The sequence below is a fragment of the Hymenobacter sp. PAMC 26628 genome (assembly GCF_001562275.1).
Classification (GTDB): Bacteria; Bacteroidota; Bacteroidia; order Cytophagales; family Hymenobacteraceae; genus Hymenobacter.
Map to the genome: position 1 here is coordinate 1,316,546 of NZ_CP014304.1, position 18,923 is coordinate 1,335,468.

The 18,923-nt window shown below is 63.3% G+C and carries 21 protein-coding genes and 1 tRNA gene; 19 read left to right on the plus strand and 3 right to left on the minus strand.

All coding sequences use genetic code 11. The annotated features are described in order from the left end of the window. Nucleotides 1–11: 11 nt before the first annotated feature. From AXW84_RS06075 to AXW84_RS24575, 19 genes are all read left to right on the plus strand, one after another. Nucleotides 12–338 carry a hypothetical protein gene (locus tag AXW84_RS06075; RefSeq protein WP_068230082.1) on the plus strand — a complete coding sequence of 109 codons (327 nt, stop codon included), beginning with the start codon at nt 12–14 and terminating at the stop codon, nt 336–338. Then, nucleotides 338–1,711: a hypothetical protein gene (locus AXW84_RS06080; RefSeq protein ID WP_157886846.1), complete on the plus strand. Its 1,374-nt coding sequence runs from the start codon at nt 338–340 to the stop codon at nt 1,709–1,711. The genes AXW84_RS06075 and AXW84_RS06080 overlap by 1 nt, the downstream gene beginning before the upstream one ends. Continuing rightward, nucleotides 1,711–2,718, plus strand: a complete 1,008-nt coding sequence (locus tag AXW84_RS06085) for a DUF6712 family protein (protein WP_068230087.1) — start codon at nt 1,711–1,713, stop codon at nt 2,716–2,718. The genes AXW84_RS06080 and AXW84_RS06085 overlap by 1 nt, the downstream gene beginning before the upstream one ends. An 11-nt stretch (nt 2,719–2,729) precedes the next feature. Then, nucleotides 2,730–3,083 carry a hypothetical protein gene (locus AXW84_RS06090; RefSeq protein ID WP_068230089.1) on the plus strand — a complete coding sequence of 118 codons (354 nt, stop codon included), beginning with the start codon at nt 2,730–2,732 and terminating at the stop codon, nt 3,081–3,083. Between the two features lie 6 nt (nt 3,084–3,089). Beyond that, nucleotides 3,090–3,572, plus strand: a complete 483-nt coding sequence (locus AXW84_RS06095) for a hypothetical protein (protein ID WP_068230092.1) — start codon at nt 3,090–3,092, stop codon at nt 3,570–3,572. Nucleotides 3,573–3,652: 80 nt separating this feature from the next. Then, nucleotides 3,653–4,033 carry a CHAP domain-containing protein gene (locus AXW84_RS06100; protein ID WP_068230095.1) on the plus strand — a complete coding sequence of 127 codons (381 nt, stop codon included), beginning with the start codon at nt 3,653–3,655 and terminating at the stop codon, nt 4,031–4,033. A 3-nt stretch (nt 4,034–4,036) separates the two neighbouring features. After that, entirely contained in the window at nt 4,037–4,396 is a 360-nt protein-coding gene (locus AXW84_RS06105; RefSeq protein WP_068230099.1) for a hypothetical protein, read from the plus strand. Continuing rightward, nucleotides 4,332–4,802, plus strand: coding sequence for a hypothetical protein (locus AXW84_RS06110; protein ID WP_157886847.1), 471 nt, complete (start codon nt 4,332–4,334; stop codon nt 4,800–4,802). Before AXW84_RS06105 ends, AXW84_RS06110 begins: the two co-directional genes overlap by 65 nt. Nucleotides 4,803–4,884: 82 nt before the next feature. Beyond that, nucleotides 4,885–5,799 carry a hypothetical protein gene (locus AXW84_RS06115; protein ID WP_068230105.1) on the plus strand — a complete coding sequence of 305 codons (915 nt, stop codon included), beginning with the start codon at nt 4,885–4,887 and terminating at the stop codon, nt 5,797–5,799. Between the two features lie 59 nt (nt 5,800–5,858). After that, nucleotides 5,859–6,638: a hypothetical protein gene (locus AXW84_RS06120; RefSeq protein WP_068230108.1), complete on the plus strand. Its 780-nt coding sequence runs from the start codon at nt 5,859–5,861 to the stop codon at nt 6,636–6,638. Continuing rightward, entirely contained in the window at nt 6,635–6,814 is a 180-nt protein-coding gene (locus tag AXW84_RS06125) for a hypothetical protein (protein WP_068230111.1), read from the plus strand. Before AXW84_RS06120 ends, AXW84_RS06125 begins: the two co-directional genes overlap by 4 nt. After that, nucleotides 6,815–7,330 carry a hypothetical protein gene (locus AXW84_RS06130; protein ID WP_068230114.1) on the plus strand — a complete coding sequence of 172 codons (516 nt, stop codon included), beginning with the start codon at nt 6,815–6,817 and terminating at the stop codon, nt 7,328–7,330. Then, complete coding sequence (locus AXW84_RS06135; RefSeq protein ID WP_068230117.1) at nt 7,330–9,381, plus strand: SprB repeat-containing protein; 2,052 nt, start codon at nt 7,330–7,332, stop codon at nt 9,379–9,381. The genes AXW84_RS06130 and AXW84_RS06135 overlap by 1 nt, the downstream gene beginning before the upstream one ends. Beyond that, the gene (locus tag AXW84_RS06140) at nt 9,381–10,877 is read left to right on the plus strand and encodes a hypothetical protein (protein WP_068230120.1); all 1,497 of its coding nucleotides are present in this window, start codon (nt 9,381–9,383) and stop codon (nt 10,875–10,877) included. Before AXW84_RS06135 ends, AXW84_RS06140 begins: the two co-directional genes overlap by 1 nt. Further along, complete coding sequence (locus tag AXW84_RS06145; RefSeq protein ID WP_068230123.1) at nt 10,877–11,311, plus strand: hypothetical protein; 435 nt, start codon at nt 10,877–10,879, stop codon at nt 11,309–11,311. The genes AXW84_RS06140 and AXW84_RS06145 overlap by 1 nt, the downstream gene beginning before the upstream one ends. A gap of 120 nt (nt 11,312–11,431) precedes the next feature. Continuing rightward, nucleotides 11,432–14,368: a hypothetical protein gene (locus AXW84_RS06150; protein WP_068230126.1), complete on the plus strand. Its 2,937-nt coding sequence runs from the start codon at nt 11,432–11,434 to the stop codon at nt 14,366–14,368. A 174-nt stretch (nt 14,369–14,542) separates the two neighbouring features. Next, a complete protein-coding gene (locus AXW84_RS24570) occupies nt 14,543–15,352 on the plus strand; it encodes a hypothetical protein (RefSeq protein WP_157886848.1) in 810 nt (269 codons plus the stop codon). 2 nt (nt 15,353–15,354) lie between these two features. Beyond that, on the plus strand, nt 15,355–15,978 hold the full coding sequence (locus tag AXW84_RS06155) for a recombinase family protein (RefSeq protein ID WP_068230130.1): 624 nt from the start codon (nt 15,355–15,357) through the stop codon (nt 15,976–15,978). Nucleotides 15,979–16,068: 90 nt separating this feature from the next. Further along, complete coding sequence (locus AXW84_RS24575) at nt 16,069–16,656, plus strand: hypothetical protein (RefSeq protein ID WP_157886849.1); 588 nt, start codon at nt 16,069–16,071, stop codon at nt 16,654–16,656. Between the two features lie 105 nt (nt 16,657–16,761). On the opposite strand, the gene AXW84_RS06160 is transcribed toward AXW84_RS24575, so the two are convergent. The 3 genes from AXW84_RS06160 to AXW84_RS06170 form a co-directional block, all read right to left on the minus strand. After that, on the minus strand, nt 16,762–17,979 hold the full coding sequence (locus tag AXW84_RS06160; RefSeq protein WP_068230133.1) for a tyrosine-type recombinase/integrase: 1,218 nt from the start codon (nt 17,977–17,979) through the stop codon (nt 16,762–16,764). A 156-nt stretch (nt 17,980–18,135) separates the two neighbouring features. Further along, nucleotides 18,136–18,217, minus strand: a tRNA-Leu gene (locus tag AXW84_RS06165). 37 nt (nt 18,218–18,254) lie between these two features. Continuing rightward, entirely contained in the window at nt 18,255–18,812 is a 558-nt protein-coding gene (locus AXW84_RS06170; protein ID WP_068230136.1) for an iron-sulfur cluster co-chaperone HscB C-terminal domain-containing protein, read from the minus strand. Nucleotides 18,813–18,923 lie beyond the last annotated feature (111 nt).

Consider the following 18,923-nt stretch of genomic DNA (forward strand, 5'->3'; position numbering starts at 1 on the left):
TACTCCCCGATATGCGCCTGATTTCGCTGGCTGAGGTACTTGCTGAGATGGATTCCACCGCGGAACCCTTCAGCATCGTGTTCAGCACCGCCGACCGCACGCGCAAAACCGGCGGCGAGCTGGTGCGGCTGGACGGCGCGGTGCAAACCGGGGCCCCCGAAAAACTGAAACGGCCCCTGGGGCCCGTTGCGCCGGCAACTGCCGGCCCGGTCGGGGCCCACAAGCCCGCCCACCGTGCCCACCAGACCCGCAACGTCACCATCCTCAGCAGCGGCCACACCCGCAAGCTGCACATCCGCCTCATCGTGGAATTCAACGGCCAAAAAGTACGCTGGTAATGCAGAACCCTTTATTAATGAACGATGCGGGCTCGGTGGCCTTCCTGCACGGGCTGGGCGCGGCGGTGCGCCTCAACGGCGGCCCCACCGAAACGCCCGGTACCACGCCCACCACGCCCTTTGTGCGCGACCTCACGCTGGGCACCGGGCCGGTGGCCCGCTGGGGCGCCGACAACCTGGAGCCCCAGCGCATCCTGGAGGACATCCGCCAGAACACCATCGCTGCGCCCACACTGGAGTGGAAAAGCCGCGCCCTGTACGGCGGGGGGCTGATGTACGGCTCCTTCGTGTACGGCGACAACGGCGAGGAGACCTTCAAGCCCACCCGCATCCCAGAAATTGAGGCCTTCAGCCGCCGCAACCAGCTGCACCGCTTCGCCATGGCCACGGCCCTCGACGTGGTGACGTTTTACAACGCCTTTCCCGAACTCATCCTCAGCAAGGACCGCAGCGAGATTACCAACATCACCCGCCAGAAGGTGCCCTACTGCCGCTGGGCCCGCCAAAACGAGCAGACGGGGTTCGTGGAGAACTGCTTCATCAACGCCAACTGGCACAACTGGACCAGTGAGAGCGACATCTACGCCGTGAAGGTGCCGGCCATCATTCCCGGCTACGACCTCACCGAGTCGCTGCGCAACGACCGCCGCGGCTACAAGTACATCTACCCGCTGAGCTACCCCAGCCACGGCGAAACCTACTACCAGCTGGCCAGTTGGAACGTGCTGCGCACCAGCGGCTGGCTGGAGGTGGCCCAGGCCATTCCCGCCTTTAAAAAGGCACTGTTCAAAAACCAGATTACCATCAAGTACCTCATTGAGGTCAGCACCTGGTGGTGGAAGTGGAAGTACGGCGAGGCCTGGGAAACCAAGCCCCTGGAGGAGCGCAAGAAGCTGATGAACGACGAGCTGGCCAAGTTCGAATCGTTCATGACGGGCACCGGCGCGTCGGGCTCCTCGCTGATGGTGACGTTCCACTCCGACCCCGTCACCCAGAAAGAGTACGCGGGCTGGAAAATCACGCCCATCGACAACAAAATCAAGGACGGCATCTACGTGGAAGACAGCCAGGAGGCTTCCCTGCACATCTATTCTGCCCTGGACGTGGACCCCACGCTGCGCGGCATCTCGCCCGGTAAGAGCATGGGCGGCGGTTCGGGCTCCGATAAGCGCGTCGCCTTCAATGTGTACCTGAGCCTTCAGCAATCCTTTCAGGACATCGTGACCGAGGTGCTGCAATTCATCTGCGACTACAACAAGTGGACGGCGGCCGATGGGATGCCCATCGTGTGGCGCTTCCGCAACGCCCTCATCACCACGCTCGACACCGGCAGCGAAATGAAAAAGCCCACCCAAGCCCCGCCCCAGCAATAATGGCCCTGCTCAAAACCACCGAAGAATTCCGGGCGGGCTTGCCGGTCAACGTCACCAGCAGCATCGACCTGCTGGCCGGGGCCCTGGCTGCGGCCGAGCGCCGCCACATCGTGCCGGTGCTGGGCCGGGCCCAGTACAACGAGCTGCGCATCGCCTACGATGCCGGCACGCTCAGCCCCTTGCAAGCGGAATTGCTGGCCGTGGTGCAGGCCGCCCTGGCCAACCTGGCCTACGCGCCCTACATCACCATTGCCCAGCTCGACATCAGCGATTCCGGCATTCGGATTCAGACGGACGACAACCACAAGACGGCATTTCAGTGGCAGATTGACGACCTGCGCGAGTACGTAACCGAGGCCGGCTACACCGCACTGGAGGACGCCCTGGGCTTCCTCGACGACAACAAAGCCGCCTTCCCGTTGTGGGCCACGTCGGCCGCCTACACCTACAACAAGGAGCTGCTGCTCAATAGCGCCCCGGACTTCGACAAGTGCTACCGCATCAACGGCTCGCGCCGCACCTTCCTGGCCCTGGTGCCGCTGATTCGGCAGGTGGAGCACTTCGCGCTGGAGCCCGTGTTGTCGGCCGCCTTCTGCCAGGCCCTGCGCGACGAGCTGGCCACCGGCGCGGTGGGGGCCCCCACGGCCGCCGTCCTAAAGCTGCTGCACCCGGCCCTGGCCAACCTTACCGTGGCCGAAGCAGTGCTCGAAATGGGCGTGGACCTCACGCCCGGCGGCCTGGTGGTGCAGGAGCTGGACAAGACCACCACCAACAACCGGGTGCGCAAGCAGGCCAGCGAAACCGTGCTGGCCCTCAAGCGCAACCAGGCCCTGGAAACCGGCCGCGCCTACCTCCGCGACCTGGTGGAATTGCTCAACAAAACGGCTTCCACTACGGTGTACGCGGCCTATTTCAGCTCCGACCGCTACACCGCCCCGGCCCCGCCGCCCGACCCCAACGCCCAACCCGCCCCGCCCCGTGTCGGGGGCCTTTACGGAGCCTGCTAACCCACCCCGCCATGTCAGAAGCTACTACGGAACAAATCGAACTAAGCCAGCACCAGACCCGCAACTGGCTGCTGATGGGCATCGTGGGGGCCCTGGTGCTCATGGTGCAGGGTTTTTTCACCTACGTCATCACGTCCACCGGCGCGGAGGTGAAGGAAACCAACCGCGGCCTGAACGACCTGGTGAGCACCGTGAAGGTGCAGCAGGTGCAGCAGGACTGGCTCCGCGACCAAATCGCCCAGCTCAACGCCGCCCGGAAAGACGCCGCCGAAGCCCACAAGAACTACGACATCCGCCTCAACGGGCTGGAACAGGCCGTGGCCCTGCAAAACCAATGGATTCAATCCCACAACCCCGGTAAATAACCCGCTATGCAACCCACTACTGCTACTCCGCCGCCCCGCTACCTGCGCTTTGCCAGCCTCGCGCTGACCGTCGCCCTGCTCGTTTTCCTGCTGCTGCCCTGGGCCGTGCGCCTGTTCGACCCCCAAGCCGGGGGCTTCGATGCCGGCACCGTCAACACGCTGGCCCTGGCCGCGCTGCAATACTTCGCCGCCGCCCACTTGGCCCTGTTCACCTACCGCCGCCTGCTCCCCAGCTTCTACACCTACCTGGGCGAAGCCTTGCAGGACAAGCTGCTGGAGAACGTGACCGACGCGCTGAGCGAAGTCCTCAACAACCCCGAAGCCGTCGACGCCGGCTTGCTGCCGGCCCTGGCCGAAAAACGCAAACTTCTTCAATTCAAATTCCTCATCCGATGCGCCCGTTTGTTATTCTGCTTGTCGCCTTTGCTGTTCTTCTTTGTGCTCGCGCAAGCCGCGCTGACCGCGGCCCTGACCGTCGTACCGCACTAAGGGCCGCCTACACCTCGCAAATCGGCGTCCGGGAGCACGGCTTCAACGCCGGCCCCGAAGTCGAGCGCTACATCAAGTTTGTGGGGGCCCCCGCCCACTCGCCCTGGTGCGCCTGCTTCGTGAGCTGGTGCCTGCACCAGGCCGGCGTGGCCACCGCCCGCTTCGGCGCGGCCCGCTCCTGGTTTGACCAGCGCCACACCATCTGGCGGAACGGCACCGGCCGCACGCCCCAGTTCGGCGACCTCACCGGCTACCGCTGGGGCAGCAGCCAAATCCACCACGTCGGCTTTGTGGATTTCTGGGGCACTGGGCCCAGCGCCCAAACCGTGGAAGGCAACACCGGCGGCGGCAAGGCTCTGCTGCGCGAAGGCGATGGCGTCTTCAAAAACTGGCGGCTGAAGCGCACCATCTGGGCCGTGGCCGACGTGGTGGACGACCCCCACTACACCCATTCCGAATAACCGATGCTGCCCACCCTTTTCACCGCCGCCCGGCTGCTGCTGGGCCGCCTGAACCCCGCCGCGCTCAAAGCCGTGGCCGTCGTGCTCGGCCTGGCCCTGCTGGCCAGCGCCGGCTGCTACGGGCTGCGCTGGCTGGAACGCCGCGTCCTGGCCCGGCACGTCAACGCCGCCGTGCAGCACCACGCCGCCGCCGTGGCCACCGACGCCCAGGCCCGCGCCCGCGCCGACAGCACCGCCAACTACCGCGCCGGCCAACGCGCCGCGCTCCTCCGCAACGCCTACTTCCTGCAAACCGAAGATGAGAAACTTACTACGCAGCGTCCTGCTCCTTACGAGCTGCCTGCTGACCCGCCCCGCGAGTAGCCAGGCCCTGGCGCCGCTGCCCCCGCGGGTGGTGCGGCTGGACTCGGGCACCGTCGTGCGCCGGCCGCTGATCGGCCTCGACACGGCGCTGTACCGCACGGTGCGCCTCGACCGCACGCTGGACCGGCTGCTGCTGGCCAACCGCTTGGCCCGCGTGCAAGTGCTCGAAGACGTGGTGCACCAGGACTCGGTGGCGTTGGCCGGCCGCAACGACGAGCTGCGCCGCTGCCGCCTGGAAGGCTTCGCCCGCGAGGTGGACTACGCCAAACTCGCGCACCAAGCCACGCAGGCCCTGGCACTGCCCACCCCAAAGCCGCTGCTGCTCGATCCCCATACCTACGAAGGCGGCGCGGCGGCCGTGGTGGTGGTCACGCTCCTGAAGCTGTTCGTATTTCCCACCCACTAAGCCCCGGCCCGCTTCCGCCCCGGCCCACGCCGGGGCTTTTTCGTGTCCTTTTTCCCGGTCGGCCAGCAGGGGAGTTTTAAGCATGAAAACATGCTTGTTCTTGCTGCTGAGCCTTTTTTGTGGGGTGGCCCGTGCCCAAACGTACACCTACACCGTGGGCCAAAACCTGCGCTGGGACGAGGGCCGGGTACTTCGGGCCGGCGAGTCGGTGCACATCCCGGCCGGTACGCTGCCCTACTGTACTTTTCAGATTGTCGGCCCAGGGGTCACGATTGTGAACGACGGCAACTGGAGCCCCGGCCAACTGGCGTTGGAGCACGGGGCGCTGCTCACGAACAACGGCAACTTGAACGCCTTCTTTCTGGACGTGGCCGATGGCACGTTCGCCAACAACGGCACGGCCACCTTCCTTAATTTGCCCATCCGCGCCGCGGGCACGGTACGCAACAAGGGCAGCATTTGGCTGGGCTGGCAGCTCAGCAACGCGGGCCGCTTGCAAAACTGCGGCACCATCCGCTTCAGCAATTACCAGAGCCCGGTGGGCGGGCTGCTGCCCGGCGGGCAGGAATTGCCGTGCGGGCCCCTGCCGGTCACGCTGCTCACCTTCACGGCCCACTACGCCGGCGGCGCGGTGGCCCTGGCCTGGGCAGTGGCCCAGGAAGTGAACGTGGCCCGCTACGAAGTGGAGCGGAGCGGCGACGGCCAGCGGTTCAGCCGGGTGTCGGACGTGCTGGCCAGCGGGGCCCCGGCCTACGCCGCGCGCGATGGGCGGAGCCCCGAAACGGTGTACTACCGCCTGAAGGTGGTGGACCGCGACGCGACCTACGCCTATTCGCCCGTGGTGGCGGTGGCCCCCGAAGCGCCGGGCCAAGTGGTGAGCGTGCACTACTGCGACATCCTGGGCCGGGCCATTGCGAAGCCCAGCGCCGGCTTTTACATCGAAATAAGCCGCTGGGACGACGGCCACCGCACCAGCCGCAAGTTCTACCAGCCCTAGCCCGGCCCGGGGGCTTTTCGTGTCCTTTTTTCCGGTCGGGCAGGAAGGGAGTTTTGGGCATGAATAAGGTGCAAATCGGTGGCGTGCGCCGGCAATTGCCGGCCAATTGGGGCGAATTGACGCGCCCCCAGCTGCTGCTGGCTGTGCCGATTCTGTTCCAGGCCCTGCCGCCGGTGCGGGCCAAAATGCTGCTGCTGCGCACGCTGCTGGGCTTGCCCCGCGGCCTGTGGCGGGGGCTGAACAGCTTTCAGGTGGCTGACCTCCTCCAACTGGTGCGCTGGCTCACCGAGCCCAGCGGCCTCACCCGCCAGTTGCTGCCCGTGCTGGGGCCCTGGTGGGCCCGCTGCGCCGGCCCCGGCGACTGGCTAGCCGGCGTGTCGGTGTGGGAGTTTGCCAACGCCGAACACCAGCTGCGCAAGTGGGTGGCCTCGCAGGCCGAAGCCGACCTCAACCACCTAGCGGCCGTGCTCTACCGCCCCCGGCGCTGGGGGCATGGGCTCCGAACGTTTAGTCCGGGCTATACCGGCGACGACCGCCAGGCCTTCAACCCCAAAACCGTGGGGGCCCGGGCCGCCCGCGTGGCCCACTGGCCCCTGGCCCACCGCCAGGCCGTGCTGCTCTACTACCTGGGGTGCCGGGCCGCGCTGGAGCGGGCCTACCCGCACCTGTTCAGCGGCGACGCGGGCAACGCCAAGGACCCCAACCCCTGGCTGACCCTCATCGGCCGCTTGCCCAACGACAAATTCGGCGACATCGAGCAAATCGGCAAACGCCCGCTGCACACGGTGCTGCTCTTCACCAACCAATTCATCCGGGATGCCCCCAAAGACCCAAAATGAGCGATAAGCAAGTTCTCGACACCGAAATCGCCAAGCTGCCCGAAGGCCAGCAGTACCTGGTGCGCGAGTGCGCCCACGAATTGCAACGGGTGCTGGACCGCTACAAAAACCCGATGGTGGTGGGCCTGGCCAACGAGCTGGCCGTGGCGCACCTGCAAGATTCCATCAAGTACTAAATGCGCCACCTCAGCTACACCGACCTGTTCCGACAGGCCGCCCGCGCGCACGTCGCGCTGCGGCACTCCGACACCGAAATGCACTTCGGGCGGCTCATCCTCACGGGCTGGCCGCTCACCAAGCTCGACATCGACGAGTTCCTGACGGCCACCAAAAGCCGCATCCGGCTGCCCATCCTGCTGCTGGAGAGCTACGACGCCCGCTACCAGGACAACGGCGCGGACAACATCCGCAAGCTGTGCCAGGCCGCGTTCATCGTGCTCGACAAGCCGGGCAGCAAGGACTACGACGACCGCGACGCGACGCTGGATAAGTGCGAGGAGATCGGGGAGGACGTGCTGGGCTACGCCATCGACTACTACCGCAAAAAGCGGCTGAAGCTCGACCCCAGCACCGTTTCCAGCGAGAAGGTGGGCCCCATCGGCGACGGCTTCTGGGGTACGCGCTTCAATTTCCAGCTGCCCGAAATCGCCAATTACCCACTGGCCTACCAGGCCGCTAAATTCCTTCCCTGATGGCCGGCGAACGCTACGCTAAACTCACCGTCCGCCTCGAACTCTCGCTCGACCCCGACGTGCGCGGCCGCCAAACCAAGGAAGTGCGCTTCCGCCTGGGCGGCAATTTCTACAGCTACTACCAGGGCGACGGCCGGGGCCCCAACCAGTTCATCGTCGTGGCCCCCGAAGACTTCACGGCCGACGGCCGGGCCAAGTTCGTGCGCAGCTGCGTCGACAACCTGCTGGCCCTGGTGCGGGCCACCGTCGCCCTGCAGGGCCTGGCCTACGCGGTGCCCCCGCCGCGGGCCGGCCTGCCCGACCCCGTGAACGACGTGGTGCCGGTCGAGTTCGACCTCATCGCCACCAGCTACGCCCCCGTCAACGACCTGGTGTTCGAGTTCCCGGCCGACGCGCCGGCCGGCACCTGGACCATCCTCCAGAACCTGGACGCGGTGCAGCCCATCCAGGTGGGGGTGAACGCCCAGCCGGCCACGGTGTACGGCTCCGCCACGGGCAGCATCTACCTCACACCCTACTACCTGCTGTTGGGTGGCGATTTCGGTACTTATTCCTACCAGTGGGCCGACCAGCCCCTTGGGGTGGCCGGCTCGGCGACCCGCACTGGCCTAGTGGGGCCCCGTACCTACACCGTCACCGTCACCGACACCAACGGGGCCAGCACCACCGTGAACGTAGACCTGGGCTCTGACCCGCGCCTGGTGGTGCTGGTGCAGAAAGACGGGGCCGACGTGGCCCTGGTGGTGAGCGGCGGCGTGCCGGGCTATACCTACGCCTGGGCCGACGGGGCCAGCACCGCCGCCCGCCCCGGCCTGGCCAACGGCACGTACAGCTGCACCGTCACCGACCAGCGCGGGGCCACCGTCACGGTGCGGGTAGTGGTGGACCTGAGCGGGCGCTTCTACTTCAGCCGCAACCCCGTCACGCTGGAGCTGGCCGACCCCGACTTCGCCACCAAGCCCAACCTGGCCTTCCTGTGCGAAGTGTGGGTGGAGGAAGTGTACCTCAGCGGCACCTTCACCAGCATCGCCGGCGTGCTCACCCAGCCCGCCGACGCCCAGGGCAAAACCACGTTCGACGTGAGCACCCTGCTCGACGCCTACGTGGGCCCCGACTTCCCCGCCCACGGCGAAACCGGCGTGCGCCTGGCCGGCCAGGCCTTCAAGCGCTTCTACCTCCAGCACTCGGCCCAGTGGGACGGCGTGCCCCCGCCGGCCTACGTGCAGCGCGAAACCTATTACCTGGTGTACGGCGGGCTCGATTTCTTCGAATACGCCGCCGGCAGCTACTTCAGCCGCTACCGGCCCCAGGTGCGCCCCTTCCTGAGCTGGGAGCCGGTGCAGAAGGAAGTGTTCGCCGACCAGCCCGAATACCTCTACTACCACCACGACAGCGACGCCGCGTTCGGGATGCAGGTGCGCTTCACCACCGCCACCGGCACCACCAGCACCGTGGCCCTGGGGCCCGCCCAGGCGGCGGCCCGCTACTCGGTGTGGTGCGCGGGCGTGGGCCTGGCCCAGCTGCGCGCCGTGCTGGGCCCCGCCGTGCCCGCCGACGCGGTGGCCTGGGAAGTGACCGCCGTGAACGCCGCCCAGGTGGCCGTGAGCGAAACCCGCTACTACCAGCTGCGCGACGAGCCGACGCCCTACCGGCGCTACTTTCTCTACGCCAACAGCGTGGGCGGCGTGAACACGCTGGCCTGCTACGGCAAGGCCAAAAAGGAGGTCGATTTCGCCAACGTGCTGGTGCAGCGCTCCCTGCAACCCAACTACCGCGCCGACGACGGCGAAACCTTCACCACCAGCGCCACCGGCGTGCCCGTGCTGCGGGCCAACACCGGCTACCTGAGCCCGGCCCAGATGGACGCGCTGCACGACTTCCTGCTAAGCGAGGAAATTCGCTACTACGACGCCGACCGCTACCGTCCCGGCTCGCTCCAGCCCGCCACCACCGTGCCGATGGAAGACGACGACGAGGGCCTGCTGAGCCTGGAGCTGTCGTTCGTGCTGCCCACGCTGCGCCGCTACACGCCCGCTTTGCCCCTGTCGTAATGCCTGAAACTTACCTCGACTTCCGCCTGGCGGGCGAATCGCTCGACCTGGGGCCCGACACCCAGGTGCAGTTCGAATTCAATTCGCCCCTGTTCGAAACCGACACGCTGCCCGGCACGCTGGCCTACCCGTTCCGGGTGGACAACACGCCCAAAAACCGGCGGCTGCTGGCCTTCCCCGGCTACCTGGCCGCGGCGCGGGTGCGCAACCAGGTGTTCGCCGCCGACCTGTATTTGTGCGGCCTGCTCTGGCGGCGCGGCCAGCTCAGCGTGGTGAAGCGCTCGGCCGATGGGTTCGACCTGAGTTTCCAGACCGACGCCGGCGACGTGCAGCGGCGCCTGGTGGACTTGCAGCTGGCGGCCGTGCCGCTGCCCACCGTGCCGCTCGACTTCAACGGCGGGGCCTGGCCGGCCGTGCTCTACGCGCTGCCCACGGTGGCCAATGCGCTGTTTTACGACGAAAACGCCACGAAAACGTTGCAATACCGCGGCCTGGTGAACGCCTTCGCCAACGGCAGCTACGACGCGGGCCAGCCCGTGGTGCCCATGGTGTACCTGCGCACCGTCATCGACGCCATTTGCCAGGTCGTCGGCTACTCGCTGGCCGGCACGTTCTTCGCCGATCCGGAAATTCAGGCTCTGGTGCTCTACTCCAACCAGGCCGTGGACCCCGCCGCCAACGCCGTGGCCCTGGCCCGGCACCTGCCCGACCAGTCGGTGCCCGACGCCATCAAGGCGGTGCGGGCCCTGTTTTGCCTGTGCACGGTGTTCGACCCGGTGCAGCGGCAATTCGTGGTGGACGCCCTGCGCGACGTGCTGGCCGACCCGCGCTACCTCGACTGGACCGACCGGGCCGAAGCCGCCTTCGACTGGGAGCCCAACGTCACCGCCGGGTTCTGGCTCGAGCAGAAATTGGACGGCGGCGACGACCTGAGTAAAAACGCGCCGGCCAGCCAGTACCTGCTGAAAATCGACGGGGCCCAGGAGAAAATCACCGTCGACGCCGGCAGCCTGGCCATGCAGCGCGGGCCGGCCACGCCCACCAGCCCGACCGGTTCCGACACGCTGCTGCCCGTGACGGTGCAGAAGGGCAACACGCCGCTACTGCCCGACGCCACCGACAACAAAACCACCCTGCGGCTCCTCTTTCACCGCGGCCGGCACCCCGACGCCGCCGGGGCCCCGTACCCGCTGGCGTCGGCCGAAGCCCTCGACTACAGCGGCCAGCTGGTGGGCCGTTACTCGCTGCGCTGGGACGGGCCCCACGGCCTGTACGCTACCTGGCATAAGGACTGGCTGGCCTTCCGGGCCCGCACTGAAACCGTGACCCGCGGCGTGCGCCTGCGCGTGGCCGACCTGCTCCAGCTCGACCCGCGCCGCAAGGTGCTCATCCGGGCCGCGGAGGGCACTACCCTGGCGTTCTGGAAACAGATTCAGGTCACGATTTCGCAGAAAGACGGCATCCTGGTGGCCCAAATCCCTTTCTATAAAATCTGATGGAGCCCCAGTACCAAAGTCCGGGCAGTGTGGGGGCCCGCTGGGCCCGCTTCCTGATTGAACGCTGGGTCGACAACCTGCACCGCCTGCAAATCGGCCACACCGGCGAGCTGGAACGCAGCTTCAAATCGTTCGTGGAGGTGAACGCCGACGGCGACCTGCAAAAGATTGAGCTGGCCTACGCCTACTACGGCCTGTTCGTGGACATGGGCGTGGGCAAGGGCACCAAGTCGGGCGACCAGGGCGACAACGCCGACGCCCGCCGGCTGATGGGCAAGCAGCGCGGCAACCAGCGGGGCCCCAAGAAGTGGGTGAACCGCACCACCCACGGCCAGGTGCTGAAGCTGGGCGAACTGCTGGCCGAAAACGCCGGTCAGAAAGCCGGCTACATCCTGGTGCAAACGCTGCCCCGCACGCTTGATTTTGACTTATAAAACGTGTCGTGCACGATTGGTTTCGACTTGCTAAAACGTGCCGTGCACGATTGGTTTCGACTTATTAACTTATAAAACGTGCCGTGCACGATTGATTTAGACTTGTAAAATCTATCCTTTATGGCTACCAAAGACGAACGGATCATTGAGGTGATCGTGAATGGCCAGAAGGCCAACGCCTCGCTGAAGGAGATGGAAGGCGCGGCCCGGGCCCTCAGCTCGCAGCTAAAAACCCTGGCCCCCGGCACCGCCGAATTCGTGGAGAAAAGCAAGCAGCTGCGCGAGGTGAAGGCCAGCGTGACGGAGGTGAAAGAATCCATCGCGGGTGTCACCCGCGAGCAGACGCTGATGAGCGAAGGCTTCAGCCGCATGGTGGGGGCCGTGGCCCCGCTGGAGCTGATTTTCAAGGCCATCGAGTTCGGCAAGGAGTCGTTGGCGGACTTCCGCGGGGCCCAGCAGGCCCAGGCCCAGCTGGAGCAAACCCTGAAGAGCACCGCCGGGGCGGCCCACATGACGGCCGAAGCGCTGGAAGCGCTGGCCACGTCGCAGCAGCACCAGACGCTGTTCGACGACGACGAGAGCAAGGGGGCCGAATCGCTGCTGCTCACCTTCACCAACATCAAGAAGGGCATTTACGAGGAGGCCCTGCCCGCCATTGAGGACATGGCCACCAAGATGGCCAACGGCGGCGAGGTGGACCTGAAGAGCACCGCCATCCAGGTGGGCAAGGCCCTGAACGACCCCATCAAGGGCATCACGGCGCTGGCGCGGGTGGGCGTTACCTTCTCGGAAGCCCAGAAGGAGGTGATTAGGCGCATGATGGAAACCGGCGACGTGGCCGGGGCCCAGCGCGTGATTCTGGCCGAAGTGAACAAGGAGTTCGGCGGCTCGGCCGCCGCGGCCCGCCGGGCTGCCGGCGCCCAGGGCGACTTTTCGGAGAAGATGCACGAAGCCAAGGAGGCCGTGGGCAGCCTGGTAGCGGATGGCCTGAACCTGCTTTACCCCATCATTTTGCAGCTTGTGACGGGCTTTTTGCTGCTAGCCAACGGCATCCGCACCCTGCCCGAATTCATCAAGGAAAACAAGGAGCTGTTCATCGCCCTGGGCGTGGCCCTGGTGACGCTGAACACGGCCAACATCGCCGCGGCGGCCTCTACCTTATATATGACGGCGGTGGAAAAGGGCCGCAGCATTGCTACTCAGTCGTCGGCCGCGGCTCAGTGGCTGCTAAACGCGGCAATGTCGGCCAACCCCATCGGGCTGGTGGTGGCCGCCGTGGCGCTGTTAGTGGGCGGTTTCGTGAAGCTCTACAACAGCAGCCAAACCGTGCGCGCCGGCATCGCCGGGCTGAGCGGGGCCGCCGTGGCGTTTTTCGAGAGCCTGAAAAAAACGGCCATGCAGTCGCTCGGCGGGCTCGCCGATTTAATCAGCGGGGTGTTCACGTTCGACCTGGCGAAAATCAAAAGCGGGGCCGCGGCGCTGAAAGACAGTTTCGGGGCGGTGGGCAAGGATACCGCGGCGGCCTTCCACGCCGGTTATAAGGGCAAAGTCGACGACGAAGCTAAAGCCGCGGCGGCGGCCCGCGCTGCCGGCGGCAAGAAAAAGGTAGCGGAGGCCGAAGCCCAGGGGGAGGCCGAAGGGGAGGCCGAAAACAGCGCCCAGCGCAAGGCCCGCGAGAAGCGGGAAAAAGAGGCCGTGGCCGCCGCCAAAAAGCGGCACGCGGAGCTGAAGAAAGCGACCGATGAATTCCACAAATCGACCCTCAAAGCCGACGTGGAGTTCGAGAAGCTGAAGGTGGAGGCGATGGAGGACGGCATCGAGAAGGTACTGGCCAAGCTGAAAATGGAGCGCGACCAGGAGCTGGCCCAGCTGGTAGAGAAAAAGAAGGCCACGCTGGCCAACACCGCCGCCACCCAGGCCGACAAACAACACCTGCTGGAGCAGTACCACCAGACCGCCCTGCTGGCCGAAGCCCGTTACCAAACCCAGGTAAAGGCGGCCACTGAGAAGCAGGCGAAGGAGGACGCCAAGGCCCGCGAAAGCGCCCGCAAGGACGATTTTGACAAGATGGACGCGGCCGACGCCGACAAGCTGGTGGAACTCGACCACGCCTGGCTGGTGCAGAAGGCCCACCTGAAAAAGCAGTCTGCGGAGTGGCTGAAAGCCGAGAAGGACCGCTCCGACGCGGAGCTGAAGTTGCGCCGCGCTACGGCCGCCGCCAAGCTGCTCATCCTGCAAAACGCGGGCAAGAGCGAAACCAAGGAGGCGACCAAGCTTAAAAACGACCTCCTCACCATCGACGGGGCCCTGGCCGACGGCGATATCGCGCTGGCGGAGAAAACCGCCGACCAGAAGAAGAAATTCGAGAAGAGCCTGCGCGACCAGCGCTTCCAGCTGGCCGACGAAACACTGGCCCTGCTCACCGACCACCTCAACCAGGAAGGCAGCCTCTACAAAGCCGCCCAGGCCGTGCGCAAAACGCTGGCCCTGGCCGAAATCGGCATGAACCTGGCCACCGAGCTAACCGAAAACGCCAAGGCCGCCGCCCAGAACCCCCTCAACGGGGCGACGTTTGGCGCGGCCGGCACCGCCCAGCTCATCGTATCCGACGGCCTCTCCATCACGCGGGCCCTGGCGGCCGGGGCCAAGGTGATGGGCTTCGCCCGCGGCGGCTTCACGGGCGGCGGCCAGGGCCCCGCCGACAGCACCGGGCACCGGGTGGCCGGCGTGGTGCACGAAGGGGAGTGGGTCGCGCCGAAGTGGATGCTCCAGACGCCCAAATACGCCAACGTTGTGGGCTACCTGGAAGCCGAGCGCAAGGGCTACGCCCAGGGCGGCTACACCAGCCCGGGCAGCCTGCCGCCCAGCGCGGCCGGCGGGGGCAGCCAGGCCGGCGACGAAACGGCCGCGCTGCTCCGCCAGCTCATCGCCACCACCCAGGCCCAGCACGCCGCGGTAGCCGACTGGGCCAACACCCTGAAGGTGGACTACCACGCTGGCAACGCCCAGGACGCGATGGCCACCAAGGACCGGCTGAAGAGCACGTCGGGGTTGTAGTTGAGAAAAGCCCGGCCCGTAGGTCGGGCTTTTTTGTGTTCAAAATACTCCCCAAAAAAACGGCCTCCAAAACCGCGTTTCGAGGCTGCCAAGCGGGCTGCTAAAAGTGTTCAAAAAAGAAATCTAATTTGAACAGTACTTTTAGCATAATCAGGTCACTAGAAAAGATTCCGGATGAAGTTAAACTTATCGTGCTGGGGATGCATGCAGGAAGCAGCGCCAGAGGCAGCAGGAGAAAAAGCAGTCAATGTTAGGCCCATTGGCAATAGCTGTTTCTATGACTTGACTTGCCCATATGGACATCAATCATATGTTCTCATTCAAAATGCGAAGTTCGAAATTCTGTTTCAATCTGGTTTACAAGCGTTAAACGCTGGCTATTATAGGGAAGCGATATCCAGTATTGCAGCAGCACTAGAGAGGTTCTATGAATACTCAATAATGTATTGCCTATGTGAAAAGCTTTTTCCTGGAAATGCAGTTGCTCCTGAAGAAGCTGTACTTGATAAAGTTAATGCGTTTTGGGCACCAATATCTAAACATTCCGAGAGACAATTTGGCGCCTTTAACGCGTTGTATTATGATAGATTTGATGAATCCCCTATCCAGTTTGATGGCAAGTTTTTAAAAAAACATGGCCTCAAACTAAAAAAAGAACCTATTGACCCAATTGCCTTTAGAAATCTGGTCGTACATCAAGGATACATAGCTACTAGAGAGCAAGCTATTGCTTATGCTGAAGCAGTGAACAAGTACATCCATACTCTAGCTCGCAGATACTGGGATAGAAATCAACAATGGTTATACAATATGACTACAGTTGACGCCAGGTTAACTGCAAAGCAAATGGGGTATAGCTACCAGAATGGAAATATTATGGGTGTGGATAAAATCACTGTTGCCACCGCTATCAATACATTTATAAGGGTCACAGACGAGAATTACATTCTAGGCGAACCTTCCGTGATGCAGCTAATAAAATAGAGATGAGAGTCGCCCTGTACGCTCGAGTCTCGACCAGCGATAAAGACCAGAACCCGGAGAACCAGCTGGTGCTGTTGCGCCGCGAAGCCGAGCGCGCCGGCGATACCATTGTAAAGGAGTACGTCGATGAGAAATCCGGCGGCAGCTCGAACCGCAAGGCCTTCCAGGAACTAATGAAGGACGCTGGCAAGAGGCGCTTCGACCTGGTGCGCGTGTTTGCTCTGGACCGCTTCAGCAGCGAGGGCATCGAGAAGGTGTTCGAACACACGGCCGCGCTGGAGCAGGCGGGGGTGCAGTTCTGGAGCTACTGCGAGCCGGCGCTGAACACCACCGGCCCCATGGCCAGCCTCTTCAAATCCATTATTGCCTGGGCCGCCGGCTACCGCAACCAGCGCCACTCCGAGAACGTGCGCCTGGGCCAGGCCCGCAAGCGCGCCGAGGTGGAGGCCACCGGCGAGCAGTACCAGCACGGCCGGCGGCGCATCGATGTGGACGTGGCCACGAAGGTGCGCGAGCTGGCGGCTCAGGGGCTGAGCCGCCGCAAGATTGCCGAGTCGGCGGGCGTGTCGGTAGGCACGGTGCAGAACTACTTGGCGATCCTGACTACCCCATTAGAAAGACCATAGTAGTGTTGGCCAATGAAGCCACCAAACAGATTGATTTATTAAGAGTTAAAGACTAATTCTTAATAGAATAAAAAATAATTATTCAAAAGAATGAAAATACAGAATTTGACAGAATTCTACTATGTGGTAGAAGATATAAAAGGAATGTATTACGATTCCAAGCAGGGATTTACAGGAAATCTTGAACGTCAGCTACAATATCAGCTAAAGTTTTGCCAAGAGTATGGTAAAACAATGGCTTATATGGATAGTACGATGATAGGAACTATTAGCGGGCCACCTGGTGAAGTGGGATCAAAGATTTTGCACACAACCACTCAGGGCGAATACAAAGCGAATAATGATCAGGGCGGCAGAAATGAAATTGTAATAGCTAATTTGTCTATTTGTCAGATCTATAGTTATTGGGAAGATTATTACCGGGGACTTGTAGCGATTGATTTAGGCATTAAAAAGAATGAGCTATTATCTGATATTTTTGGCGATATAAGATTGCTGAGGAATTCTATACTGCATAACCGCGGGATTGCTACTTCAGATTTAAGTAAATGCAAGATTATTACTTGGTTCACGCGAGGTGAGAATATTCAAATTGGCGCCGATGAATTCAAATTCATTATGACTCATATTGGTCAAGAGATTAATCGTATAGCTCGATTAATAAAAGATTTAGGCTGATTGTTAATTAACTAGCTTCGTAAAAAACCCCCGGCCAACCACCAGGGCTTTTGCATTATGGCGGCTGCAGCGCGCCAGTACTGGCCGATTCTATATAATTATTCGTCAGGCCGCGGCATCCAGCGCAGCAATGGCGTTGCACTTCATGGTGTCGTCGACGTGCACGTATTTCATGGTCGTGCTGATTTTGCTGTGGTTCATCAGCTTTTGCAGCACTTCTACCTTGCCTCCGGAGCGAATGAACTCGGTGGCAAACGTCTCGCGGCCGGCGTGGTGGTGCAGGCGGGCCAGTAGCCCCAGCATCTGGCCGATGGCCGTGAGCATGCGGTTGGAGTACTGGTCGGAATAGTCGCGGAATCCGCCGCTGCCTTCCTCCTGCACCGCGTCGTGCAGGTAGCCCAGGGCCTGGCGCGTGAGCGGGAGCATGGTGGCCTGCAGGCGCTTGCTCCAGCCCTTTTGCATTTCAAACGTGAGGCGGTTGCCGTCGAGCTGGGCCTTGGCCAACTGCTTGAGGTCGCCGAGCCGGAGCGAACTTTTGCAGCTGAAGAGGAATTTGCAGAGCACGCGCCGGTGCGCCGTGCCGGGGGCACACAGCACGTAGTAGGCCTCCAGCTTGCGCAGCTCGTCGGGCGGCACGGGCCGCCAGCTACCGGGCACTTCCTGGTTCCGGAAGCCATCGTAGGGGTCCTCGAATTTGATTTTTGCCCGCCGGGCCAGGGCTAGGTACGTTTTCACATCCTTGTGCCGGGCCCAGCGGGTGTTCACGCCCCGCACGTTTTTCTCCAGGTAGGCCTTGAAGTCGTCGGCAAAATTGGAATTGAGCGAATAGAAGGGAATCTCCGGCCGGAATGTCTGGAGCGCCCGCCAGGTGCTGAGGTGGTTTTTGCGGGTGTTGTCGGCAATCTTTCCCTTGCGGTGGCGCTCGATGACCTGTTGGTGGTAGAAAGCCACAAAATCGCTCTTGCTGCCCTCGGTCTTGAATTCGGCCACAAAACGTTCGGCCGTGAGCGGGTTGCCGCTCAGTCGGTACTCGACGAAAATGCCATTGGCCTTGCCCTGGGTTTGCCCCAACACCAAATTGTAGTCTTCGGCTCGCTTTACTAGCGCGGCGGGCCCACCGGCCCAGTCCTGGGCAGCGCTGAGTTGCGCCCGGTAGTCGGGACCCCGGTGCTCTTTCGGGAGGGTGGCCAGGCACCGACCGGCGGACTTGTCGAAAAAAGCGGGGGGCCACGTGACGCCCACGCCCAGGGGCAGGGGCTTGCGGTGCAGCAGCACCTGCAACCGGACCTGGCACGTGCCGTCGCGGCGGACCGGGCGACGCAAAACGAATTTGGCGGAATATCCCACGGGCTGGTAAGCGCGAAAATTTCTTGGTAAGCAGTTGGTAAGCGCCTAAATGCAGAAAGCCGAAAAACGGCCCTGTCCAGTGTGCTGGAAAGGCCATTTTTCGGCGTCTGTGCCTATTTCTAGGCTAAAAAGTACCCGGAGCCGGAGTCGAACCGGCACATCTTGCGATATTGGTGTTTGAGACCAACGCGTCTACCGGTTCCGCCATCCGGGCAGGATGAGTTTTGCAAAACAATTCCGCTCTGCCGGTATCAGGAGCGGGCCGCAAAGGTAGCCACTTGCCGCTGGATGCGCAACAGGTAGCGCTTCTTTAAGTAATAAGTGAGCACCTGGCGTAGGGCAGCGGGGCGGTGGTCGGCGGGAAGCTGCTCGTAGCCAGCGAGAACGGGTTCGATGCCGGCGTCGAGGGTGTCGGCCAGGGCCTGGGCTTCGGCGGCCACGGGGCCCACGGCGGCGGGGTTGGGGTCCATTTCCAACTCCATCAGCTGCTCGTTGAGGTCCATTACGTCCATCAAAAAATCGGGCGGAAGCTGCTCTGACTGGCCTTCTACCAGCAGGCCGTGGTGGCGCAGCAGGTAGGCCATGCGCTGGTCGGCGTCGGCCAGGGTGCGGTAGGCATCGGTGTTGAGCGTGGCTTGGCGCAGCATCTCGGCCTGGTTGTCGGGGGCCGACGTGGCGTGGAAATCGGGGTGGGTTTCGCGGCTTTTGGCGTAATAGAGGCGTTTAAGGGCGGCCTCGTCGGGCCGAAACGACTCGGGCAGGCCATAAAAAGCGAAGTAATCGGCAGGGGCAGGGGCAGGGGCGGGCATGGGGCGAAGGTAGGCCGGCGCGGGGCCGGGCGGTGGGCCCTGCTTACCGCCAAAGCCGCCCGATGGTTTTGCCGGGTTGAGCGGCACAACGGCGAGCCCCGGCGAGTTTGG

Bases quoted from the DNA above. Each gene is read 5' to 3' on its own strand.
- AXW84_RS24575 (WP_157886849.1), top strand. From the start codon at position 16,069: ATGAAAATACAGAATTTGACAGAATTCTACTATGTGGTAGAAGATATA.
- AXW84_RS06145 (WP_068230123.1), top strand. From the start codon at position 10,877: ATGGAGCCCCAGTACCAAAGTCCGGGCAGTGTGGGGGCCCGCTGGGCC.
- AXW84_RS06130 (WP_068230114.1), top strand. From the start codon at position 6,815: ATGCGCCACCTCAGCTACACCGACCTGTTCCGACAGGCCGCCCGCGCG.
- AXW84_RS06095 (WP_068230092.1), top strand. From the start codon at position 3,090: ATGCAACCCACTACTGCTACTCCGCCGCCCCGCTACCTGCGCTTTGCC.
- AXW84_RS06125 (WP_068230111.1), top strand. From the start codon at position 6,635: ATGAGCGATAAGCAAGTTCTCGACACCGAAATCGCCAAGCTGCCCGAA.
- AXW84_RS06150 (WP_068230126.1), top strand. From the start codon at position 11,432: ATGGCTACCAAAGACGAACGGATCATTGAGGTGATCGTGAATGGCCAG.
- AXW84_RS24570 (WP_157886848.1), top strand. From the start codon at position 14,543: ATGAAGTTAAACTTATCGTGCTGGGGATGCATGCAGGAAGCAGCGCCA.
- AXW84_RS06170 (WP_068230136.1), bottom strand. From the start codon at position 18,812: ATGCCCGCCCCTGCCCCTGCCCCTGCCGATTACTTCGCTTTTTATGGC.
- AXW84_RS06075 (WP_068230082.1), top strand. From the start codon at position 12: ATGCGCCTGATTTCGCTGGCTGAGGTACTTGCTGAGATGGATTCCACC.
- AXW84_RS06080 (WP_157886846.1), top strand. From the start codon at position 338: ATGCAGAACCCTTTATTAATGAACGATGCGGGCTCGGTGGCCTTCCTG.
- AXW84_RS06085 (WP_068230087.1), top strand. From the start codon at position 1,711: ATGGCCCTGCTCAAAACCACCGAAGAATTCCGGGCGGGCTTGCCGGTC.
- AXW84_RS06090 (WP_068230089.1), top strand. From the start codon at position 2,730: ATGTCAGAAGCTACTACGGAACAAATCGAACTAAGCCAGCACCAGACC.
- AXW84_RS06120 (WP_068230108.1), top strand. From the start codon at position 5,859: ATGAATAAGGTGCAAATCGGTGGCGTGCGCCGGCAATTGCCGGCCAAT.
- AXW84_RS06110 (WP_157886847.1), top strand. From the start codon at position 4,332: ATGAGAAACTTACTACGCAGCGTCCTGCTCCTTACGAGCTGCCTGCTG.
- AXW84_RS06135 (WP_068230117.1), top strand. From the start codon at position 7,330: ATGGCCGGCGAACGCTACGCTAAACTCACCGTCCGCCTCGAACTCTCG.
- AXW84_RS06155 (WP_068230130.1), top strand. From the start codon at position 15,355: ATGAGAGTCGCCCTGTACGCTCGAGTCTCGACCAGCGATAAAGACCAG.
- AXW84_RS06140 (WP_068230120.1), top strand. From the start codon at position 9,381: ATGCCTGAAACTTACCTCGACTTCCGCCTGGCGGGCGAATCGCTCGAC.
- AXW84_RS06105 (WP_068230099.1), top strand. From the start codon at position 4,037: ATGCTGCCCACCCTTTTCACCGCCGCCCGGCTGCTGCTGGGCCGCCTG.
- AXW84_RS06115 (WP_068230105.1), top strand. From the start codon at position 4,885: ATGAAAACATGCTTGTTCTTGCTGCTGAGCCTTTTTTGTGGGGTGGCC.